General features: G+C 43.7%; 18 protein-coding genes. All 18 read left to right on the forward strand.

What is annotated here, in order from left to right; all coding sequences use genetic code 11:
- Nucleotides 1-2715 (forward strand): UPF0182 family membrane protein, encoded by a 2715-nt coding sequence (locus tag FWJ32_RS03005; protein ID WP_149544493.1) that lies wholly within the window; start codon nucleotides 1-3, stop codon nucleotides 2713-2715.
- Nucleotides 2716-2729: 14 nt separating this feature from the next.
- On the forward strand, nucleotides 2730-3023 hold the full coding sequence (locus tag FWJ32_RS03010; protein WP_149544494.1) for a CC/Se motif family (seleno)protein: 294 nt from the start codon (nucleotides 2730-2732) through the stop codon (nucleotides 3021-3023).
- 207 nt (nucleotides 3024-3230) lie between these two features.
- Nucleotides 3231-3887: an HAD family hydrolase gene (locus tag FWJ32_RS03015; protein WP_149544495.1), complete on the forward strand. Its 657-nt coding sequence runs from the start codon at nucleotides 3231-3233 to the stop codon at nucleotides 3885-3887.
- A complete protein-coding gene (locus FWJ32_RS03020; RefSeq protein ID WP_149544496.1) occupies nucleotides 3874-4377 on the forward strand; it encodes a hypothetical protein in 504 nt (167 codons plus the stop codon). Before FWJ32_RS03015 ends, FWJ32_RS03020 begins: the two co-directional genes overlap by 14 nt.
- A 323-nt stretch (nucleotides 4378-4700) precedes the next feature.
- On the forward strand, nucleotides 4701-6128 hold the full coding sequence (locus FWJ32_RS03025; protein WP_149544586.1) for a PTS mannitol transporter subunit IIBC: 1428 nt from the start codon (nucleotides 4701-4703) through the stop codon (nucleotides 6126-6128).
- 11 nt (nucleotides 6129-6139) lie between these two features.
- Entirely contained in the window at nucleotides 6140-8146 is a 2007-nt protein-coding gene (locus FWJ32_RS03030) for a BglG family transcription antiterminator (protein WP_149544497.1), read from the forward strand.
- A gap of 13 nt (nucleotides 8147-8159) precedes the next feature.
- Nucleotides 8160-8591: a PTS mannitol transporter subunit IIA gene (locus tag FWJ32_RS03035; protein ID WP_149544498.1), complete on the forward strand. Its 432-nt coding sequence runs from the start codon at nucleotides 8160-8162 to the stop codon at nucleotides 8589-8591.
- Entirely contained in the window at nucleotides 8591-9742 is a 1152-nt protein-coding gene (locus FWJ32_RS03040) for a mannitol-1-phosphate 5-dehydrogenase (RefSeq protein ID WP_149544499.1), read from the forward strand. Before FWJ32_RS03035 ends, FWJ32_RS03040 begins: the two co-directional genes overlap by 1 nt.
- 196 nt (nucleotides 9743-9938) lie before the next feature.
- Nucleotides 9939-10709, forward strand: coding sequence for a GntR family transcriptional regulator (locus FWJ32_RS03045; RefSeq protein ID WP_275266213.1), 771 nt, complete (start codon nucleotides 9939-9941; stop codon nucleotides 10707-10709).
- Between the two features lie 7 nt (nucleotides 10710-10716).
- Nucleotides 10717-11460: a glucosamine-6-phosphate deaminase gene (gene nagB, locus FWJ32_RS03050; protein WP_149544501.1), complete on the forward strand. Its 744-nt coding sequence runs from the start codon at nucleotides 10717-10719 to the stop codon at nucleotides 11458-11460.
- A gap of 106 nt (nucleotides 11461-11566) precedes the next feature.
- Nucleotides 11567-11830, forward strand: coding sequence for an HPr family phosphocarrier protein (locus tag FWJ32_RS03055; protein WP_149544502.1), 264 nt, complete (start codon nucleotides 11567-11569; stop codon nucleotides 11828-11830).
- Between the two features lie 6 nt (nucleotides 11831-11836).
- Nucleotides 11837-13492, forward strand: coding sequence for a phosphoenolpyruvate--protein phosphotransferase (gene ptsP, locus FWJ32_RS03060; RefSeq protein WP_149544503.1), 1656 nt, complete (start codon nucleotides 11837-11839; stop codon nucleotides 13490-13492).
- Nucleotides 13493-13660: 168 nt separating this feature from the next.
- Nucleotides 13661-15088, forward strand: coding sequence for an N-acetylglucosamine-specific PTS transporter subunit IIBC (nagE, locus tag FWJ32_RS03065; protein WP_149544504.1), 1428 nt, complete (start codon nucleotides 13661-13663; stop codon nucleotides 15086-15088).
- A gap of 70 nt (nucleotides 15089-15158) precedes the next feature.
- Entirely contained in the window at nucleotides 15159-15650 is a 492-nt protein-coding gene (locus FWJ32_RS03070) for a PTS sugar transporter subunit IIA (protein WP_149544505.1), read from the forward strand.
- A 72-nt stretch (nucleotides 15651-15722) separates the two neighbouring features.
- Nucleotides 15723-16850, forward strand: coding sequence for an N-acetylglucosamine-6-phosphate deacetylase (gene nagA / locus FWJ32_RS03075; protein WP_149544506.1), 1128 nt, complete (start codon nucleotides 15723-15725; stop codon nucleotides 16848-16850).
- Nucleotides 16851-16894: 44 nt separating this feature from the next.
- On the forward strand, nucleotides 16895-17713 hold the full coding sequence (locus tag FWJ32_RS03080; protein ID WP_149544507.1) for a PRD domain-containing protein: 819 nt from the start codon (nucleotides 16895-16897) through the stop codon (nucleotides 17711-17713).
- A gap of 1 nt (nucleotide 17714) precedes the next feature.
- On the forward strand, nucleotides 17715-20444 hold the full coding sequence (locus tag FWJ32_RS03085; RefSeq protein ID WP_149544508.1) for a sigma-54-dependent transcriptional regulator: 2730 nt from the start codon (nucleotides 17715-17717) through the stop codon (nucleotides 20442-20444).
- A 64-nt stretch (nucleotides 20445-20508) separates the two neighbouring features.
- Nucleotides 20509-21006, forward strand: coding sequence for a ferritin-like domain-containing protein (locus FWJ32_RS03090; RefSeq protein ID WP_149544509.1), 498 nt, complete (start codon nucleotides 20509-20511; stop codon nucleotides 21004-21006).
- Nucleotides 21007-21040 lie beyond the last annotated feature (34 nt).

The raw sequence follows: 21040 nt of genomic DNA on the forward strand, positions 1-21040 counted from the left end.
ATGCCAATAAGGTTTAGTCCGTCAGGACGATGGTTTTTATATGTGATAGCTGTTATAGTTATGCTGTTTATAATCATTGCAGGTGGAGCAGGTCTGATAGTAAACTATCAGTGGCTCTCCAGCTTAGGTTATGGAAAGATTTTTTTTGTCCGGTTTTTTGCAGAACTGGAGCTGGGCATCCCTGCCTTTTTAATAATTTTTTTCCTTCTTTACTTTTATTTTAATAAGATAAAGAGGGACTATATCAGATATACAGGTGATGTAATGTCACCTAAAGAGACAAAGAGGCTTAATATTTTTGTGCTGTGGGGTTCTGCCCTTATATCTGCAGTAATGTCCATAGAGCTTGCCAGCACAATGTGGCAAAACTTTTTAAACTACTTGCATTCAGCCGATTTTGGATATAATGACCCGATTTTTAATAAAGACCTGAGCCTGTATCTCTTTAAGCTGCCATTCTTAAATGGTGTTTATAACTTTTTGCTCTTTCTTATTGTAATACTGGTAGTCCTCACTGCTATAATATATGTGCTCATGTACTATTCCAATGCAACAAGGTTTTTCAGATATTCTGAGGAGAATCATGCCTTCAGGTCTATCCCAAATAGAGAAATAATAATGATTGCCATAAACCAGGTCGCCATACTGGGGCTGGTATTTTTTGTACTTCTCTCCTTTGGCTATTATTTAAAAGGATTTAACCTCTTGAATTCGCCTCTGGGGGTAGTGTACGGCGCTGGTTATACAGATATACACGTGACGCTGCTCTTTAACAGGATACTCATAGGTTTATGTATTGCAGCAGGTATCATATTTGCGGTAGGCGGCCTCAGGAGAAACATAAGGCTTACTGCATCTGGACCGCTTCTGGTTATAGCTGTAGTGGTAGTGTCATATATAGCCAGTGCTGTTGTCCAGAATTTTGTAGTTTCGCCAAATGAGTTTAACAGAGAAAAGCCGTATATTAAAAACAATATCGAGTTTACACAACTCGCTTATGGTGTGAATAACATAAAGAGGATAAGCTTTGGAGATGTACAGGATATAAGCGATGTTGATATGAACATGAACAGGAATACCATAGACAACATACGTATAAATGACTACAGGCCAGTGATTCAGGTTTACAATCAACTTCAGGGCATACGGATGTATTATAGATTTAACGACGTAGATATTGATAGGTACAATATTGATGGTAAGCCAACAGAAGTCTTTCTATCTGCAAGGGAACTCGATAAGAACAGGATTTCAGACCAGGCCAGGTCATGGATAAACATGCACCTTGTCTACACTCATGGCTATGGTGTGGCGGTAACCCCTGTAAACAAGGTGACTCCGGAAGGGCAGCCAGAATTCATTGTAAAGGACATACCACCTAAAGGGAGTATACAAATAAACAGGCCGGAGATCTATTTTGGTGAACTAACCAATGACTATGTTATCGTTAATACTGATGCAAAAGAGTTTGACTATCCTGCCAGTTCGGGAGAAGATAACGTGTATACGGAGTATAGCGGCAAGACTGGCACAAAACTGGGATTTTTTAATAGAATTTTATACACCTTGTACACAGGCGATGTAAGGCTGCTGTTTTCGAGTGATATAGGGCCTGAAAGCAGGATATTAATAAACAGGAATATAATGGACAGGGCACAGAGGATTGCACCTTTTCTTATGTATGACGAAGACCCGTATCTTGTGATTGACAATGGCAAGCTTTACTGGATGTTAGATGCTTATACGGTAAGCAATAACTTCCCGTACTCCACGACTTCTGTCATAAATGGCAGGCAGTTTAATTATATAAGGAATTCGGTCAAGGTAGTCATTGACGCCTATGACGGCTCTACTGACTTTTATATATATGACAGCAATGACCCTGTCATAAAGGTATATCAGAGCATATTTCCCTCCCTCTTCAAGCCTTTTGAGGCCATGCCCGAGGGGTTAAAAGAACATATAAGATATCCCCAAACGCTGTTTGACATACAGTCAGTTATATATGGGACATACCACATGGATAATGAACAGGTATTCTATAACAAGGAAGACCTCTGGAACATAGCTAAAGAGAGATATCAGGAAGAGGTACAGGATATAGAGTCGCAATATATTTATATGGCGCTGCCTGACAATAGTGGTGAAGAAGAATTTATTATTATGGTACCTTACACACCGGCCACGAAAAACAATATGATATCATGGATGGCTGGGTATACAGACAGTGAAACCAAAAAGCCAATCCTTGAGATATATGAGTTTCCAAAAAATGTCCACGTGTATGGTCCTTTGGAGGTAGAAGCGCGTATTGATGAGGATGCCCATCTCTCACAACAGATAACACTGTGGAATCAGAGCGGTTCGTCGGTGATACGTGGAAACACATTGGTTATACCAATAGACAGGTCTATACTATATGTAGAACCACTCTATATATCATCCAGTGCTGAGAACAGCATACCAGAGGTAAAGCGTATAATAGTCTCTGACGGGTCAAAAATAGTTATGGCTGACACCATACAGGGTGCACTGGGGCAGCTCATTGGCAACCAGCAAGAAGCGACACAACCTGCTGCACCTGAAGTATCAACGGATGTAATCGTGCAGATAAGAGATGCGTATAACAAAGCAATAAATGCTTTGAAGGAGGGCAACTTTACAGAGTTTGGCAGGCTTATGGACGAGCTTGGAAAGATAATAAATGCCAAGTAGTGAGGAGAGATGGTATGGATATTGTGATTGACCGTAAGGTAAAGGAGTACCTTAAAAGGAAAGGAGAGAATGCTATAACCGTTAAGTTGGTTACAGCAGATAGCTGCTGTGTACCTGGTGCCTTCCCTTCTGTAGAGGTTGGGCGACCAAAGGATGAGGAACTGGAGAGGTTTAAGAAGCTCAATGTTGATGGCACTGATGTCTATGTTCACAGTATGATAGAAGTAAAGGAACGGGGACTTAAGATTTATATGGAGGGATTGTCGTTTTTGAGCAGACCTGCAGTGGATGGGGTAAAGGTCTTCTAGAAGTGTAAATTATGAGGACAGAGTAAAATACTGTACGTTTCCAACCTCATGCTGGGTCCATGTGCCAATCAAATCGGTTATGATGGGCAGTTCTGGGGATGTGGATTGGTTAAAGGATTTGAGGTATGTGTGCAAAACATTGATATAAAAGGGTATGGCATCAGACTTTATTTTGAGGGGATTAAACTATTTTAAGGGGGATACAGGATGGGCTATAGGGCAGTGTTGTTTGACGTGGATGGAACAATAATTGATACAACTGATGCTATCATAAGCTCACTAAAGAGGGTACTCATGGAGTTTACCAGTATAGAATACAGCGAAGAAGAACTCTATGTAAGCATGGGTATAACAGGCAGCATGACCATGGACATATTTGGGGTTGCCGAGAAGGATAAGGCCATTAAGCTGTGGGACAGATATTTCTTACAGCAATATGATAAGGTGTCATTTTTCCCTGGTGTACGTGAGACACTGGATTCTATTAAAGAGATGGGCTTTTTGACTGGTATTGTTACATCGAAGACGAGGCATGAGCTTTCCTCTGAAAAGATACTGGATGAGGTCCGGGATGATTTTGACGTTATAGTATGCGCTGACGATGCTAAAAGGCCCAAACCCAATCCTGACCCTGTATTAAAAGCCATGGAAATTTTGAGTGTGAAAAGTAAAGAGTGTATCTATATTGGCGATAGTCTCTATGACCTTTTGGCTGCCAGATCTGCTGGAGTATCTTTTGGTGTGGCAGTGTGGGGCTCAAAAAAACCTGAAAAGCTCTTTGAGCTGGACCCGGAGCATGTGTTTAGCGACCCGAGAGAGATAGTGGATTTGCTTAAGGCAGGTGCTGCAAATGGGGGCAATTGATGGCAGGATAGGTGGCATAATTGGTGGATATGACATACATGTGAGGGTGGGCAGTGGAAAGATGGAAGGCAGGATGGGAGGACAGATAAGCGGAGCCAATATTGACTTGGACTATGATTTTGACGAGGGGTATATAAGAGGCAGGATAGGTGGCATAATTTTTGGTAAGGACTTGGATATGAATCTGTCAAGATATGGTGCATACGGGAGGTTAGGTGGTTTTATAGACGGTAATGATATAAATGTAAATGTTGCTGGCGACAGGGTTACAGGACGATGTGGAGGAGAAGTGGTTGGTTTCGACATAAGTCTGAAGATTAACGGCGATGAGGTGACGGGCCATCTGGGCGGGGATTTTATAGGAATGGATGTTGATGTGATAGCATCGGATGTGGAACCTGTCCTTATAGGGGTATGTGTGTCAATAGTGTATTATTATCAGACTATGCACAGAAATAATAGCAGTTCTGGAGGGGGCAACAGCAACTAAAGGCCGCCTCCTTTAATTTTGTCACGTTATGGTCAGACAATACTGATTTTCTATTGTTTGACTATATGCACAATATAATGTTTAATAAAATATGGAGGACAAAACATATTTTGCTTTAGGTGATCCGCAGGAGCGTGCTATAACATTAACCCTCCCGATACTCCATTTGATATTCTGTGGCATGTATTCGATCTGGGCATATTTGTCATTTTTGGTTGATACTTGCCAAAAGTATCGCGAGTTACGTTTAAGGGGAGAGTTTTATGTTATTGCCACGATTGATGAGGTTTTGCAGATTTACAAAATTAAAGGAGGTAAGGGTTATGGTAAAGGACAACGCTATCTTGACGGCCGGGGGCAGTGCGAGGACTACTCTCCAGAAGTTTGGCGGTTTTCTCGCTGGTATGGTCATACCTAATATTTCTGCCTTTATCGCTTGGGGACTTATAACGGCATTATTTATCCCAACAGGCTGGCTTCCCAATGAAAAGCTTGGGACACTGGTAGATCCAATGATAAACTTTTTGCTTCCCCTTCTGATTGGTTTTACAGGAGGAAGGCTGGTATATGGAATAAGGGGAGGAGTAATAGGCGCTATAGCTACGGCAGGAGTTATTATAGGCTCGTCGGTGCCGATGTTTATAGGTGCAATGGTTATGGGTCCGCTTGGTGGCTATGTGATTAAAGTCTTTGATGAGTCTGTCAAGGATAAGGTGCCAACGGGTTTTGAAATGTTGGTCAGCAACTTTTCTGGCGGTATCATAGGTGGTGCCCTTGCAATACTGGCGTTTCTGGTAGTAGAACCTGTGGTGGGTAGCATCTCATCAGCACTTGGCACAGCAGCTCAATGGGTAACTGCAAAGGGACTTCTTCCTCTTATAGCTATATTTATTGAACCAGGGAAGGTATTGTTCCTTAATAATGCGATAAACCATGGTATACTGGCGCCATTAGGCGTAGAACAGGTTCAGCAGATGGGTAAGTCTATATTCTTCCTGCTGGAGACTGACCCTGGGCCAGGCCTTGGCGTACTCCTTGCCTACTGGATTTTTGGCAGAGGCAATGCAAAGGAATCAGCACCAGGGGCAATAATAATACACTTCCTTGGCGGCATACATGAGATATATTTCCCATATATCCTGATGAATCCCATACTTATACTGGCTGTTATAGGTGGCGGGATGGCTGCCGATGCTACATTTATGTTGACCCATGCTGGCTTGGTAGCCACACCATCTCCGGGAAGTATATTTGCTGAAATTGCTATGGCACCTAAAGGTGGGCTTATACCGGTATTGCTTGGCATAGCAGTTGGTACAGTGGTTTCATTCCTGATAGCTTCACCGCTTGTGAGGAGAGCGTCAGAGGAGACAATGGACGCCGAGAGCTTGAATATGGCAAAGAATATGGTGCAGGATTTAAAACAGCAGAGTAAGGGCATTACCAGGGCTGAGACCCTTACAGATATGCCAGAATTGGTTGTGTTTGCGTGCGAGGCTGGTATGGGGTCCTCAGCAATGGGCGAGTCTATATTAAAGAAGAAGTTAAAAGAGGCCGGATTTGACATTAGGGTGGAACACAGCCCGGTAAACCAGATATCAAAGGACGCTGACGTGATATTTACACAGAAAAGCCTTGCAGACAGGGCAAGGCAGGTTGTGCCGGACGCCAAGATATACATCGTAGAGAATTTCTTAGACAGCAAGACCTATGACTCATTTATATACGACCTTAAGAATATAAAGAAATAGTGGTGGTATAAATGGAATTAACCTCGAGGCAGCAGTATATATTAAAGCAGATAGCAAGGGACAACAATATGGACATGGATGAGATCTCAAAAGCCCTTGGTGTTAGTGAAAGGACCATAAGGAGAGACCTGGATGACATCAGGGAATACCTGTCAACCTTTAATGTCGGTTTGAAGGTGGATTCAGGCAGGGTCACGCTTTCTGGCAGTAGAAGAGATATAGAAAATTCGCTCAAAAATTTGGGTAAGCTGCCTCAGCTATGGATTTTAAACCCCAGGGAGAGAGAAATATATATTGCACTGGAGCTTTTGCGCTCGAATGGCCCGATAAAGATGGCTTACTTCAGCCACAAGCTGAACGTGGTAGAGGGCAGTATAAGCATATATCTTGACAGGCTGGAGAGATGGTTTAAGCAGCGGAATTTGAATCTTATCCGCAGAAGAGGCTATGGCGTAGAGGTTTCAGGAAATGAGAAGGATAAAAGAGAAGCTCTTGTTGAGCTTCTCTACGATTTTGTGCCGGCAGGAAACATGATATATATGATGGAAAACAGGATAAATGGTGGATACGGGGATATATTAAACCACTGGTTTCACATGGAAGATATTAAAAAGGCAAAGGCAATCCTTAAGGAAGAATTGAGAGAGATGGACCCCCCTCTGGATGAGGCTTCTTTTTACGGTTTTTTGCTTCATGTTATCCTTTCCGTTGATAGGGCTAAAAAGGGAAAGACGGTATGCGTTGAAAGGAAGGACGAGCTTGCAGACAGCAGGGAATACAGAATTGTAAAGAAAATACTTCGTAGGCTTTTGCCAGAGGATTTAATAAAAGAGGATGAGGAGGTATATCTTGCCCTGCACCTTAAGGGGGCTAAGCTTCAACTGACAGAGGACTCCAAACTTTTGCCATTGGGGATTACAACAATGGAACTGGCCTACAGTATGGCAAGAGGTGTAGGAGATGCTATCGGAATACCAATAGAAAATGATAGGAACCTCATTTCGGGACTGGCTCAACACTTAGAGCCGGCCATATACCGGGTGAGCATCGGCCTGGCCATAAGAAACCCCCTTCTTGCCCAGATTAAAGAAAGGTACAGGGAGCTTTTTAGTATTGTCAGTGGCGTGACAGAAAGAATATTTAAACCATACGGTTATGAGATGCCAGAAGAGGAACTGGGGTACATTACCATGCATATGGGCGCTGCCATAGAAAGATGGAATTACGAACGGGGCAGGCTCAGGGTGAGGATAGTGTGTCCAAACGGGATTGGCTCTGCAGAGCTGCTTGCCGGAAGGATCAGAAAGGAGCTTCCAGAGCTTAAGATAATGGGGATTTCTCCGGTGGAGGGTATAAAAGAGGCCGACTACGATATTTTAATATCCACGGTACCGCTCAATACGACAGAAAGGCATGTGGTGGTTTCGCCTTTTCTCTCTGCAGCAGACATTGAAAACATCAGAGAATATATATCACACTCTGATATAAACTATACCAATATGTCATATGATGAAAGCGAAGATACACTTTCTGTAGACTATGAGGTAAGTGTCAAGGCTGACGAAATTTTAAGAAACATCACCCTGGAGAGCATTAACCCTGAAAACCTTGTTGAGATGGTTGGCATCATAGCCGAAACGGCCAGAGATGCGGGTATATGCAATGACACCGAAAAAGTGAAAAGGGTGATACTGGAGAGGGAAAAACTGGGAAGCGTGGCGCTTCCGGGTGAGATGTTTGCCCTCATCCATGGCAGGTCTGAGGCTGTATTTAAAAGTTATGTGGGTATTTTCAGGCTTGTAAAGCCTCTAAATATGAAGAGCATAGGATTTAATGTGGAGAGAGTCTCTACGGTCCTTGTGATGCTGGCTTCTGCCAGAGAAGAACCTGAAGTGATTGCACTTTTAGGTAGAATAAGTTCGGCCCTTATAGAAGATGATAAATTTTTGAATGTGTTAAAAATGGGGGATATAAAGGAAATAAGAGAAGCAATATTAAATGTATTCAATAAGAAATAGGAGTGGTGATATCATGGAAGTATTGACTGCTGATAATGTCATGCTCGGCCTGCCCTCAGAGGAAAGATTTGAAGCCATAAAGAGGGTAGGCAAGAAGCTGGTTGAAAACGGATATGTAGAAGAACAATATATAGAGGGAATGATAAAGAGGGAAGAGGATATATCTACCTATATTGGAAACGGCGTGGCCATCCCCCATGCGGTGAGCGAATATGTAAAGTATATAAAAGGGTCCGGTATAGTTATCGCCCAGTATCCTCAAGGTGTTGACTTTGGTGCAGGGAAGGCATATCTGGTGATAGGGATCGCAGGGAAAGGGGACGAACACATGAATATACTTTCTAAGATTGCCATAGTGTGTTCAGAGATAGATAATGTAAAAAAATTGGTATCAGCCAAAGACCCTGAAGAAGTTATAAACACCATTGAAAGGGAGGTACTGTGATGAAGGTCCTCCATTTTGGAGCAGGAAACATAGGTAGAGGATTTATAGGTCTTATTCTCTACAAATCTGGCTATGAGGTGGTCTTTGCAGATGTTGTAGAGGACCTTGTGAAAAGGTTAAATGAGGAGAAGGGATATAGTGTACACATCCTTGGGACGGAGGTCAGCACGGAGGATGTAGAGAATGTAAGAGGTGTTATGCTAAACTCCGATGAATGCATTGATGAGGTGGAGACTTCTGACCTTATAACAACTGCTGTAGGGGTAAACCATCTGGGTGGCGTGGCAAAGATACTGGCTGAAGGCATAAGACGCATGATGACAAAGGGAAGATGCAGTCCGTTGAATATAATGGCCTGTGAAAATGCCCTCTATGCTACGGATACACTTAAAGGGATGGTTATGGAGCTTTTGAATGAGGGAGAAAAGGAGTATGCGGAAAAATTTATAGGGTTTGCCAATGTGGCTGTTGACAGGATAGCTCCTAATTTCCGGACCAGTGACATGGGTCCCCTTGATGCGGTTGTAGAGAAGTTTTTTGAGTGGGATATAGAGAGGGGAAACCTTAAAACAGACCTGAGCATAGACGGGGCAGCGATAGTGGATAGACTGAGTCCTTACTTGGAAAGGAAACTTTTTCTGCTGAATGGCGCCCATGCTGTAACGGCCTATATGGGTTATCTCAAAGGCCATAAGACTATTGACGAGGCCATATCCGACAAAGAGATCCTATCTGTTGTAAAAAAGGCACAGGAGGAGATGGCGTATGGCCTGGCCCAAAGGCACGATGCCTTTACGTTAGACGAACTTAAGGAATATAGCGGCAGGATCATAGACAGGTTCAGAAACAGATTTCTTCAAGATGAGGTAACAAGAGTGGGCAGGGACCCCATGAGAAAGCTCTCACCAAATGACAGGCTCATTACACCGCTCATGCAGTGTGTGGAAATTGGGGAGCTTCCCGAGGCCCTTATAAAAGGCATAGCGGCTGCACTGAGGTTTGACTATGAGGGAGATGGCCAGGCCGTGGAAATGCAAAGAATTATAAGAGAGAGAGGTGTAGCCGGCGCTGTTGAAGAAATATGCGGCATACCTAAGGATTCACCTATTACCGACAAAATAGTGGTAGAGTATAATAGATTAGTAAAATAGAAGCTGACTACTTTGCCACTGCATTTCACAGTGTATGCCTCCATCCAGCGTCCATGCTGGATGTCCCTGCTTTATTTGCTGCAAATTCAAGAGCATCATGGATTCTCTTTAGGGTCACATCTGATGCGGTATGTTATGCTCAAATGTGTTCTTACGCCCAAATAAAAACTGTGCTGCAGTTTTTATTTCACTTAAAATGGTCTATACAACTATACATATATATGTTATAATAATCAAGGTGGTGGATATGGAGATCGACAAGAAAAGTCCTATACCTATTTATTTTCAACTTAAAAATATTATAAAAGACGACATAGAGAGCGGAGTATTGAAACCAGGTTCAATAATACCATCTGAAAGGGAATATTCTGAGAAGTACGGCATAAGCCGCATGACTGTAAGACAGGCCTTAAAGGAACTGGAAGACGATGGCCTTATCATCAGGGAAAGAGGACGGGGGAGCTTTGTGGCCAGGCCAAAGATTGAACAGAAAAATATAATGAGCTTTACAGAGATGGTAAAGAACATGGGCATGGTACCATCGACAACAGTGATAGACCTCAAGAGGACTGTGGTAGGCAACCTACATAACAGGTTTATGCTTGATGAGCAGGAGGGGTTGTTTGAAATTACCCGATTGAGGTGTGCAAATAATGTTCCTGTGGCTATAGAGTCGGACTATATACCTGAAAGGTATGCTCCGGGAATTGACGAAAAAGACCTGACTGGCTCGCTGTACCGGTTGTTGAGAGAGGAATACAACATAGAGGTAACCTGTTCAAGTGCAGGTTTTGAGGCTGTTATGAGTGACTCGTATCTGGAGAAGATTTTGGAGACAGATGGCTGTATACCGCTCCTAAAGGTAGAAAGCGTCAACATATCGGATAAGCCAGTGTTTTATGAGGTTTCATTCTACCGTTCTGATACATTCAAATATGTTGTAAATATTTACAGGGATGGGAGGTAGTATTATAATGAAGACAGTTATAGAAGAGACCTATGAAGAGATGAGCAGGACTGCAGCCAGGATGGTGGCAGAAGAGATAAGAAGAAAACCCAGCCTGGTGCTTGGCCTGGCCACAGGGGGGACACCACTGGGGATGTATAAAGAGCTTATAAGGATGCACAGGGAAGAGGGTCTGGACTTTTCGGAGGTCATTACATTTAACTTAGATGAATACTATGGTCTTTCTCCCGAGGATGAACATAGCTATCACTACTACATGCATGAGAACTTCTTTAAGCATATAAACATAAAGCCGGAGAATATACACATACCCAGTGGTACAGCCACGGACATTGACAAATTTTGTGAAGAGTATGACAAGGAAATCCAGAGGGTGGGGGGAATAGACCTCCAGGTACTCGGCATAGGCAGAAACGGACACATAGGCTTTAACGAGCCGGGAGATGAGCTGATTACTGAGACTCATGTCACAATACTCACAGAGGAGACAAGGATGGCCAATGCCAGATTTTTTGGCAATCTAAACAATGTCCCTCAAAAAGCGGTTACCATGGGATTGGGTACAATAATGAAGGCAAAAAAAATACTGCTCCTCGCCAGTGGCAGGGAAAAAGCTGTAATCATGGCAGAACTTTTGAGTGACACCAGCGTAACTACCAGAGTGCCAGCATCATTCCTACACCTTCATCCAGACACAACAGTGATAATAGACAGGGAGGCTGCAATGGAACTGCTGGCAAAAAAATCATAGAAGAAATTTTGCAGGCAAACGTTATTCAAAATTTTCCTATCTTTAATTATAAATACAAAATAGTATATAATAAAAGGTGTGAAATTTTACTGAAAGGAGACTGAAGATGGAGAGAGAGGTTACACTTCTTAATAAGACGGGGCTTCATGCAAGACCTGCTGCTCTGTTTGTACAGGAAGCCAGCAAATACAAATGCGACATTAAAGTGGAGAAGGATGGAAAGCAGGTAAATGCCAAGAGCATAATGGGAATTTTGTCTTTGGGTGTCTCTCAAGGCACTAAGATAAAAATCACGACAAACGGTGAGGACGAAAAGGAAGCATTGGAAGCTCTTGTTAAACTGGTCGAAAGTAAATTTGGTGAGGAGTAGGGTAACATGAGGGGCATAAAAGCTTCACCTGGTATTGCCATTGGCCAGGCCTATCTTCTTCAAAAGGATATTAAGATAGAAAAGGCCACTGTAGAGGATAGGAAGAAAGAGCTCGCAAGATTGGATGAAGCCATAGCCGCGTCCATCGGGCAATTAAAAAGGATCATGGATAAGGTCGCTAAGGAAATGGGCGAAAACGCTGCAACTATTTTTGATGCACATATAATGATCCTGGAAGACCCTGAGTTTATACCAGAGATAAGGTCGTATATAGAGAAGGAAGGGACCAGTGCGGAATATGCGGTGGCTGAAGTAGTAAAAAAATATGCAGAAATGTTTGATGCAATGAAAGACACATATCTTAAGGAACGCGCTGCAGATATAAAAGATGTCGGGAACAGGATAATATCAAATCTGCGTGGACAGATATACGACCTCTCAGAAATTCCCAATGGTACCATTGTTGTTGCAAGGGACCTCAGTCCGTCAGACACCGCCCAAATGGATAAGTCAAAGGTTGAGGCTTTCTTGACAGATGAGGGTGGTAAGACCTCTCATACGGCTATTATGGCCAGGACGATGGAAATACCTGCTGTGGTTGGACTTGGCGATGTCACCCATCAGGTAAAAGACGGCGACATTGTTATTGTGGATGGCAATGAGGGAGAGGTCTATTTAAACCCTGACAATGACACCCTCAGTTTATACATGAAAAAAAAGGAAGAATACGAGGAGTATAAGGAAAAGCTCAAGAGCCTTACCACACTCCCGGCACTTACCAGAGATGGGAGAAAGGTGGAGCTGGAAGCAAACATAGGTACTCCCAAGGATGTTGAGGCAGCTCTTTCCAACGGTGCAGAGGGGATAGGACTTTTCAGGACAGAGTTTCTTTATATGGACAGGAACAACCTGCCCACTGAGGATGAACAGTTTGAGGCATATAAGAAAGTTGTCACGTCGATGGGTTGCAAAAGGGTGACCATAAGGACTCTGGATATCGGCGGAGATAAAGACATACCATACCTTGGCCTTGAAAAAGAAGAAAACCCATTCCTTGGTTGGAGGGCTATAAGGTTTTGTTTAGATAGGCCTGAGATATTCAAAACTCAGCTCAGGGCCATATTGAGGGCCAGCGCCTATGGCAAGGTAAGCATAATGTATCCTATGATATCCGATATAGAAGAGGTAAGGAAGGCCAATAAGTTGCTGGAAGAAGCCAAAAGTGAGCTCAGGAGCAATGGTATACCGTATGACCTCAACATTGAGGTGGGTATAATGGTAGAAATCCCATCCGCTGCCCTCACAGCCGATATACTGGCCCGCGAGGTGGACTTCTTTAGCATAGGCACTAATGACCTTACACAATATACCCTGGCGGTGGACAGGGGTAACCAGAGGGTAAGGGGCTATTATAACTACTTCCAGCCCGGCGTATTGAGGCTCATAAAGTACTGTATAGAACAGGCCCACAAACATGGCATATACACAGCTATGTGCGGTGAGATGGCTGGTGACCCGGAAGCCACAAAGATACTTTTGGGACTGGGACTGGATGTATTCAGCATGAGCGCCTCATCTATACCACTGGTAAAAGATGTCATAAGGAATACTACCATGGAAGAAGCCAGGGCATTAGCGGAGAAGGCATTAATGAATGGATAGTTCCATATTGACATATAATTCTTCATGTGATACTCTGATTATAGAACTCGATAGATTTATCAGTATCAGCGTGTTACTCTAAAATTTGGAGGCATGAGCTGAAAGGGTGGATGGTCACCTTTTCAGCTTTTTATTTGCCTAAATTTAAATTATAAGGAGGTATCATCTATGAACAGTAAGGGCTTTCTTGGCGAGCTGCAAAAAATCGGTAAGGCTTTGATGATCCCTATAGCTGTTTTACCAGCCGCAGCTTTGCTTTTAAGGCTTGGAGCACCTGATGTATTCAACATACTTGTGGTTACGAATGCCGGTGGTGCTATATTTGACAACCTGGCCCTGCTTTTTGCCATAGGTATATCTATAGGCATAGCGGGGAATGACGGTGTGGCAGGCCTGGCCGGTGCGGTAGGCTATCTGGTCCTTACCAGGGTTACTAGCATAATGAATAAAGACATAAACATGGGTGTACTGGCTGGCATAATAATGGGCCTTGTGGCCGGTTACCTGTATAACAGGTATCATGACATCAGGCTTCCGGACTGGCTGGGCTTTTTTGGTGGAAAGAGGTTTGTGCCTATTATCACGGCGGTCACAGCACTAATACTTGGTATATTATTTGGCTTTATATGGCCTCCTGTACAGGCGGGGATAAACGGCCTTGGACAATGGATAATAGGTGCAGGAGTTTTTGGCGTATTTATCTATGGGATATTGAACAGGCTGCTGATACCGCTTGGCCTGCACCACGTAATAAACAGCCTGGTATGGTTTGTATTTGGAACATTTACTAATACTGCAGGCAAGGTTGTAACTGGAGACCTCAACAGGTTCTTTGCTGGTGATCCTACTGCTGGCATATTTATGACAGGCTTCTTCCCCATATTTATGTTTGGCCTTCCTGCAGCATGCTTTGCTATGATAAGAGCGGCCAGGCCGGAGAACAGGAAAGCCATATCAGGTTTTATGATAGGAGCAGCGCTGACCGCATTCCTCACCGGCATTACTGAGCCGATAGAGTTTTCATTCCTATTTGTTGCTCCTGTGCTGTATGTAGTACATGCAGTTCTGACGGGTATATCACTGGCAGTAACCTATGCCCTTGGGATTCGCTCGGGGTTTGGTTTTTCAGCAGGGCTTATTGACTATGTATTGAGCTACGGCATAGCCTCCAAACCGCTGCTGCTCTTGCTGATAGGCGTTGTGTACTTTTTCATATATTACTTTGTGTTTTACTGGTTTATCACAAAATTCAACCTTCCAACACCCGGACGCCTTGCTACCGATGGGGAGTTTGTAAACCCGGCAGCAGAGATAATGGGTAACGCACCAGTACAGAGCAAAAGCGAAACTCATGAGGACATTAAGAGAATGGCAGAGGGTTACCTAAGGGAACTAGGAGGAAAGGATAACATAGTCTCTTTGGAGGCCTGCGTCACCAGGATCAGGCTTGGAGTAAAAGACGACTCCATTATATCTGATGACAGGCTGAGAAAGATTGGTGCAACAGCCGTGGTCCACATGGGCAAAAACAGCCTTCAGGTGGTGGTAGGCACGAAGGCAGACCTGATTGTTCAGGAAATGCAGAAAATGATGTAAAAATTACAGGGGAGGAAGACCTCCCCTGTAATTTTTGGATATGCTATAATAGGGTAGAACAAAGGAAAGGATGGTTGCATTGTTCGGCTTTTTTAAACGACATAATACAGTGGATATTTTTTCACCTGTAAATGGGACAATAGTTGATTTAGGAAATGTACCAGACCCGGTTTTTGCCCAGAAGATGGTTGGTGATGGCGTGGCGATAGAGCCTACTGACGGACTTATTGTATCACCGGTGGACGGTGAAGTTTTGCAGCTTTTCCCTACGCTTCACGCCATAGGGTTAAGGAGTAAGGAGGGCCTGGAAACCCTTATTCATATAGGGATAGACACTGTGGAACTCAAGGGGGACGGTTTTACAGCACTTATAAAACAGGGAGATGTTGTTACTGTGGGTACACCGCTTATAAAGGTTGACTTGGATAAGTTAAAGTCTTCAGGTAAATCTGCGGTAACCCCGGTTATATTGACCAATGGAGAGATTATCCAGTCCATAGAGAAGAGGTATGGGGACGTCGAGGCAGGTGTGGATACTATAATGGTGGTCGCTATTAAGTGAGATTGCATATATGATTCTATTGTAAGAAGATGTTCTATCGGAATTTATAACACAATTTTTGGGGGGATAAATATGTTTGCCATAACCAATGGTAGGGTTATTGCTGGAAGCCAGATTGTGGATAGTGTTGTAATCGTAGATAAGGACAGGATAGTAGACCTCAGGGACGCTGTCCCCGTGGGTATTAGGAGAGTAGATGCCAGGGGAATGTACGTTTCACCGGGGTTTATAGAGATCCATATGCACGGGAGGAATGGTTATGACACCATGGATGCCAGCTTTGATGCAATAAATGGGCTTTCTAAGGCTCTTATTGCGAGTGGTGTGACAGGTTTTCTTGCTACCACCATGACCATGCCCGGGGAAAATATCAAAAGGGCGGTAAGGACTGTGGGTGAATCCATGGGTAAGGTGGAGGGGGCAAGGCTACTTGGGCTTCACATGGAGGGACCTTTTATATCTAAAGAGCATAAGGGGGCTCAGCCTGAAGATTATATAAAGATGCCGTCAATGGATGAGTTTATGAGCCTGTGTGATGGGTTTGACAGCATTGTAAAGCTTATTACTGTTGCACCTGAGACAGATGGGGCAGTAGAATTTATAAGAAAATTAGCTAATATGGGTACAGTGATATCCATGGGCCATACCAATGCTACCTATGATGAGGCCATGAAGGGAATAAAGGCAGGTGCAAAGAGCTCTACGCATACTTTTAATGGTATGAGGGGATTTCACCACAGGGAGCCGGGAGCCCTTGGGGCTGTATTTGACAGTGACATATTTGCTGAGTTTATCTGTGATGGTGTACATGTCCATTTTGCTGCATTACGTACACTTCTTAAGATAAAGGGCGTAGAGAGGTCAATACTTGTCACAGACTCTATGAGGGCGGCTGGCCTTGCCGATGGGGTATATGATCTGGGCGGGCAGCAGGTTTTTGTGAAAAGTGGCCAGGCCAGGCTTGCTGACGGGACTATTGCAGGCAGCACGCTTACCCTGGATGCTGCTGTGCATAATGCAGTAGAACATCTTGGTGTCACCATACCAGAGGCCGTCCGCATGGCGTCATATAACCCGGCAAAACTCCTGGGGCTTAATGATATGGGAGAGATAAAGAAGGGGAATATGGCGGACATAATATTTTTCGATGAAGACATAAACATAAAAGGGATGTTTATAGCAGGGGATAGAGTATTCTAATTTATCCTCATTACACCCAAATCATATTTTAATTGGTGATATAAATGTATCATGTGAAAAAGGTCCTCAACAATAATGTCGTCCTGACAGAAAAGGAGGGCAAAGAGATAATACTGATAGGACGCGGCCTTGGATTTATGGAGACAATTGATGAATCCTGCATAGAGAAGAGATTTGTCTTAGAATACAATACGAGAGAAAAGTTCAAGGGACTCTTGGAGTCTGTGGATGAGCAGGTGATTGGCCTGGCCGAGGAGATAATCACGATGATAGAGCAGGAGACAGGCAAGAAACTTTCAGAACACATCCACATCTCCCTGGCAGACCATATAGGCTTTGCCATAGACCGTATAAAACTGGGCATTGAGATTAAAAATCCGTTTAATGCTGAACTAAAGGTGCTATATCCTGAGGAGTATGCCCTGGCAGAAAAAGCTGTACTTATGGTGGGAGCTAAGCTTGGGGTAATGATGCCTGCCGATGAGACAGGGATAATAGCCATGCACATACATGCCGGGATGGAGAATAACAGCCTGTCAAAGACAGTTAAATACACCAGTATAATAAATGAACTGGTGGAAACTATAGAGAGGGAGATGGGTGTCTCAATAGACAGGTCGGGTATGGACTACGCCAGGTTGATCACCCACCTGAGGTTTGCCTTAGACAGGGTAGATAAGGATAAGCCTATAGATAATCCTCTTATTAACACCATAAAGAGGAAATACAAAAGGTCGTACCGTGTGGCCAATAAACTTAAAAACATAATAGAGGGATATCTTGATAGAGATGTACCTGAGGGCGAGGTGGGATACCTTGCCATACATATAGAGAGGGCTCTGGAAGCCTCTAAGGAGGTTTAGGATGCTTAGGAAGGAAAAAGTTTATAGACTTCTCTATGATGAGTGCAGCAGGATAAAGACAAAGGACATAAAGGACGATGTGGGGTTTTCGGCTGAATACATAGCCTCAAAGCTGAATTTGACAAGGAATAACGTCTCGGCGGATTTAAATGCCCTGTACAGAGAGGGCAGGGTATATAAGATAGAGGGAAGGCCGACACTTTATCTTACCAGGGATTGGGCAGATGAACATGGAATCACAGGCAGCAAACCTAAGAGTGAGAGGTCTGCAAATACCATCAATATGGACATTTTTAGCGACATGGTGGGTCATGACGGCAGCCTCCTCCCGTATATAAAACAGGCACAGGCAGCTATGCTCTATCCTCCGAAGGGCCTGGCCACACTCCTCCTGGGAGAAACCGGGGTAGGAAAGACCACATTTGCAGAGCATATGTACCTTTTTGCCAGGGCCAATGGAGTCATAAAGGAAGACGCACCCTACGTTGTCTTTAACTGTGCTGACTACTCCAATAACCCTCAGCTTTTAATGTCCATACTGTTTGGGAGTGCAAAGGGTGCGTACACCGGGAGTGATGTTGACAGGGTAGGGCTTGTAGAAAAGGCTGGCGGGGGGATATTATTTTTGGATGAGGTGCACAGGCTGCCTCCTGAAGGCCAGGAAATGCTGTTTAACATAATAGACAGGGGACTTTACAGGAGGCTTGGTGAGGTGAGCGAGAGGAAGGCTGATATCATCATAATTGCTGCCACAACCCGGGACCCCAGGTCTGCCCTCCTGGAGACATTTTTAAGACGTTTTCCTATAATGATAAAACTTCCTTCCCTTAAGGAAAGGGGCCTTGCAGAAAAACTGGAGATCATATCTGACTTTTTTAATAAAGAGGCTGAGCGGGTAAAAAGACCCATTAAGGTGGCTCGGGATGTTATGCTCTCACTGCTATTATATAAGCCATCAGGAAATGTGGGTGAACTGAAGTCGGACATAGAGCGCATATCATCCAGGGGGTACTTGGACTACCTTATAAACCAGGATGAGATGAGGATAACCTTAAGCCATCTCCCAGAGAATATAAGGGAGGCAATATTGACTCCAGGGGATGAAAAGAGGTCCGCTGAAAAGCTCTTAAAGTATGGGGATTATGTGTTTGATGGGGCGTCTTTTGAGAGGCAGAAAAGCGAAAGAGACCCATATGATTTTTCTATGGAGGTATATGAATATCTGGATGAAAAGAGCAGGGAATACAGGGGAAATGGGCTATCAAAGGGAGAGATGACCGACAGGCTCTTAAAAGACCTGGAAGAGGTATTCTTAAGATACAGGGAAGGCATATTATCTATAGGTATAAAAGAGCAGGAACTTGCCAGATTTTTAAGTGCAGACATAATAAGCAGCGTAAAGGTACTCTCTGAAGAGGTGTTGAAGAAATTTAATTACCACATCAAGGAGGATACTTTGATAGCCTTAGCCTTTCACATAAACTCCATGTTTGTGAGGAAAAATAAGGTAAACCCCATAAACCTCGATGACATCAAGAGTGGACATCCAGTGGAGTATGGGGTGGCCTCTTACATGGTGGAGCGGTTAAAGAGCCTTTTAAAGAGGGATATACCAACCTATGAGGCCGGGTTTATAAGCATGATACTCTACCTTACCAATGGGGAAGAGAGACCCAAAAAGATAGGGGTAATGGTTATAGCTCACGGGGAAGGGACTGCCACCGGCATGGCGGATGTGGCAAACAAGCTCTTGAGGACTGACCATGTGAAGGCCATAGACATGAGCTTAGATGACAACCCCGAAGATATTTTAGAGAGGGCAATCGGCCTAGCCAAGGACATAGATGAAGGCAAAGGGATACTTTTAATGGTAGACATGGGCTCACTTAAGGTGTTCGGGGAGGAAATAGAGAAGCGCACAGGGATAAACACCATCACCATAGACAATGTAAGCACCCCTGCGCTCATAGAGGCTGCCCACAGGTCCATGCTACCCTATTCTACGCTGCGCGATGTAGCAAGGGCTGTACTGGATTTAACCAGGAATTTAATAGCTGCGACATCGAAAGAGGTAAACGGGAGTACACAGAGGGAAAGGGTGATATTTACCGTCTGCAGTACAGGGGAAGGGACAGCCATGTACCTTAAGGAGGTAATAGAAAGGGCCCTCAAGAAGAACAACATAGAGGGTGTAGATGTAATAGAAATCAATATAAGTGACAGGAAAAAAGCAGTAGAAAACATGAAAAGGATTGCTGCAGGACGCCAAATAGCAGCCATTGCCGGCAGCATCAACCCGGAAATGCCCGGGGTTCCATTTATAAACTTGATGGAGTTTGTCACCGGAAATGGCCTGGAAAGGGTTTTAAGGCTTATCTCCGGCAGTACTCAACTCAGGGCAGATATAAAGGATGAAGACAGGACAGTGGTCTATGGGGCGATCATGGATGCCCTTGATGAAAATCTGAACTTCTTATCAGGGAAAAAACTCATGCCATTTCTTGACAAGTATGCCAGGATGATTGAGAAGGAGAAGGATATTAAGCTGGATAACCACAAATACACGCTGTTTACTATGCATATGGCATATGCCATAGAGAGGTTCAAATTTGCGAGCAGGGTTGTAGAAGGTGCACTGCCACCAGATCCTCTTATAAGAACAGTATATGAGGATTTTGGTGTAACTCTGGAAAGTGATGAATTAAAAATAATTGAGGAAATTATAAAATAGGGAAGGAAATATTAGTTTAATAGAGAATAATAACTATAGAATAATAAACATCGGGAGGGAAAACATGGAAAACTATAGCAGTCTTGACTTAATCACCATAGCCATAGAAATGGAAGACAAGGGTAATGCTTTTTATAAAAAAGCTGCCGCAAAACTTGAAGATGGAGAGGCAAGATCCATATTCTTGAGATTGTCAGATGAAGAATTAAAGCACAAAGAAAGGTTTAAGGAACTTCAGTCTGTAGCCATAGACGAGATGGCAGGTGACAAATCAGCTGACTTTTTTGATATGGAGGCCAGCAAGTATATTGATGATCTCGTACATGCATCTGTATTTCCAGAGGACGAGGACATAGATAAGGTCCTGGAGGGCATCAGGGAGCCCCTTGATGCTATAAACATGGCATTGGACCTGGAGAAAGATTCTATCCTGCTGTATCAGGCGCTCTCTGAGGGCACAAAGAACAGAAACACCAGGGAGACGGTCCTGAGCATAATAATTGAGGAGAGAAAGCATATCTCACTCTTAAATTCAATTAAGCTCAACTATCGTAATATATAATAGTGTCTTATTGGGTATTATTGTTATCCCATAT

It is taken from the genome of Calorimonas adulescens (assembly GCF_008274215.1).
Taxonomy (GTDB): Bacteria; Bacillota; Thermoanaerobacteria; order Thermoanaerobacterales; family UBA4877; genus Calorimonas; species Calorimonas adulescens.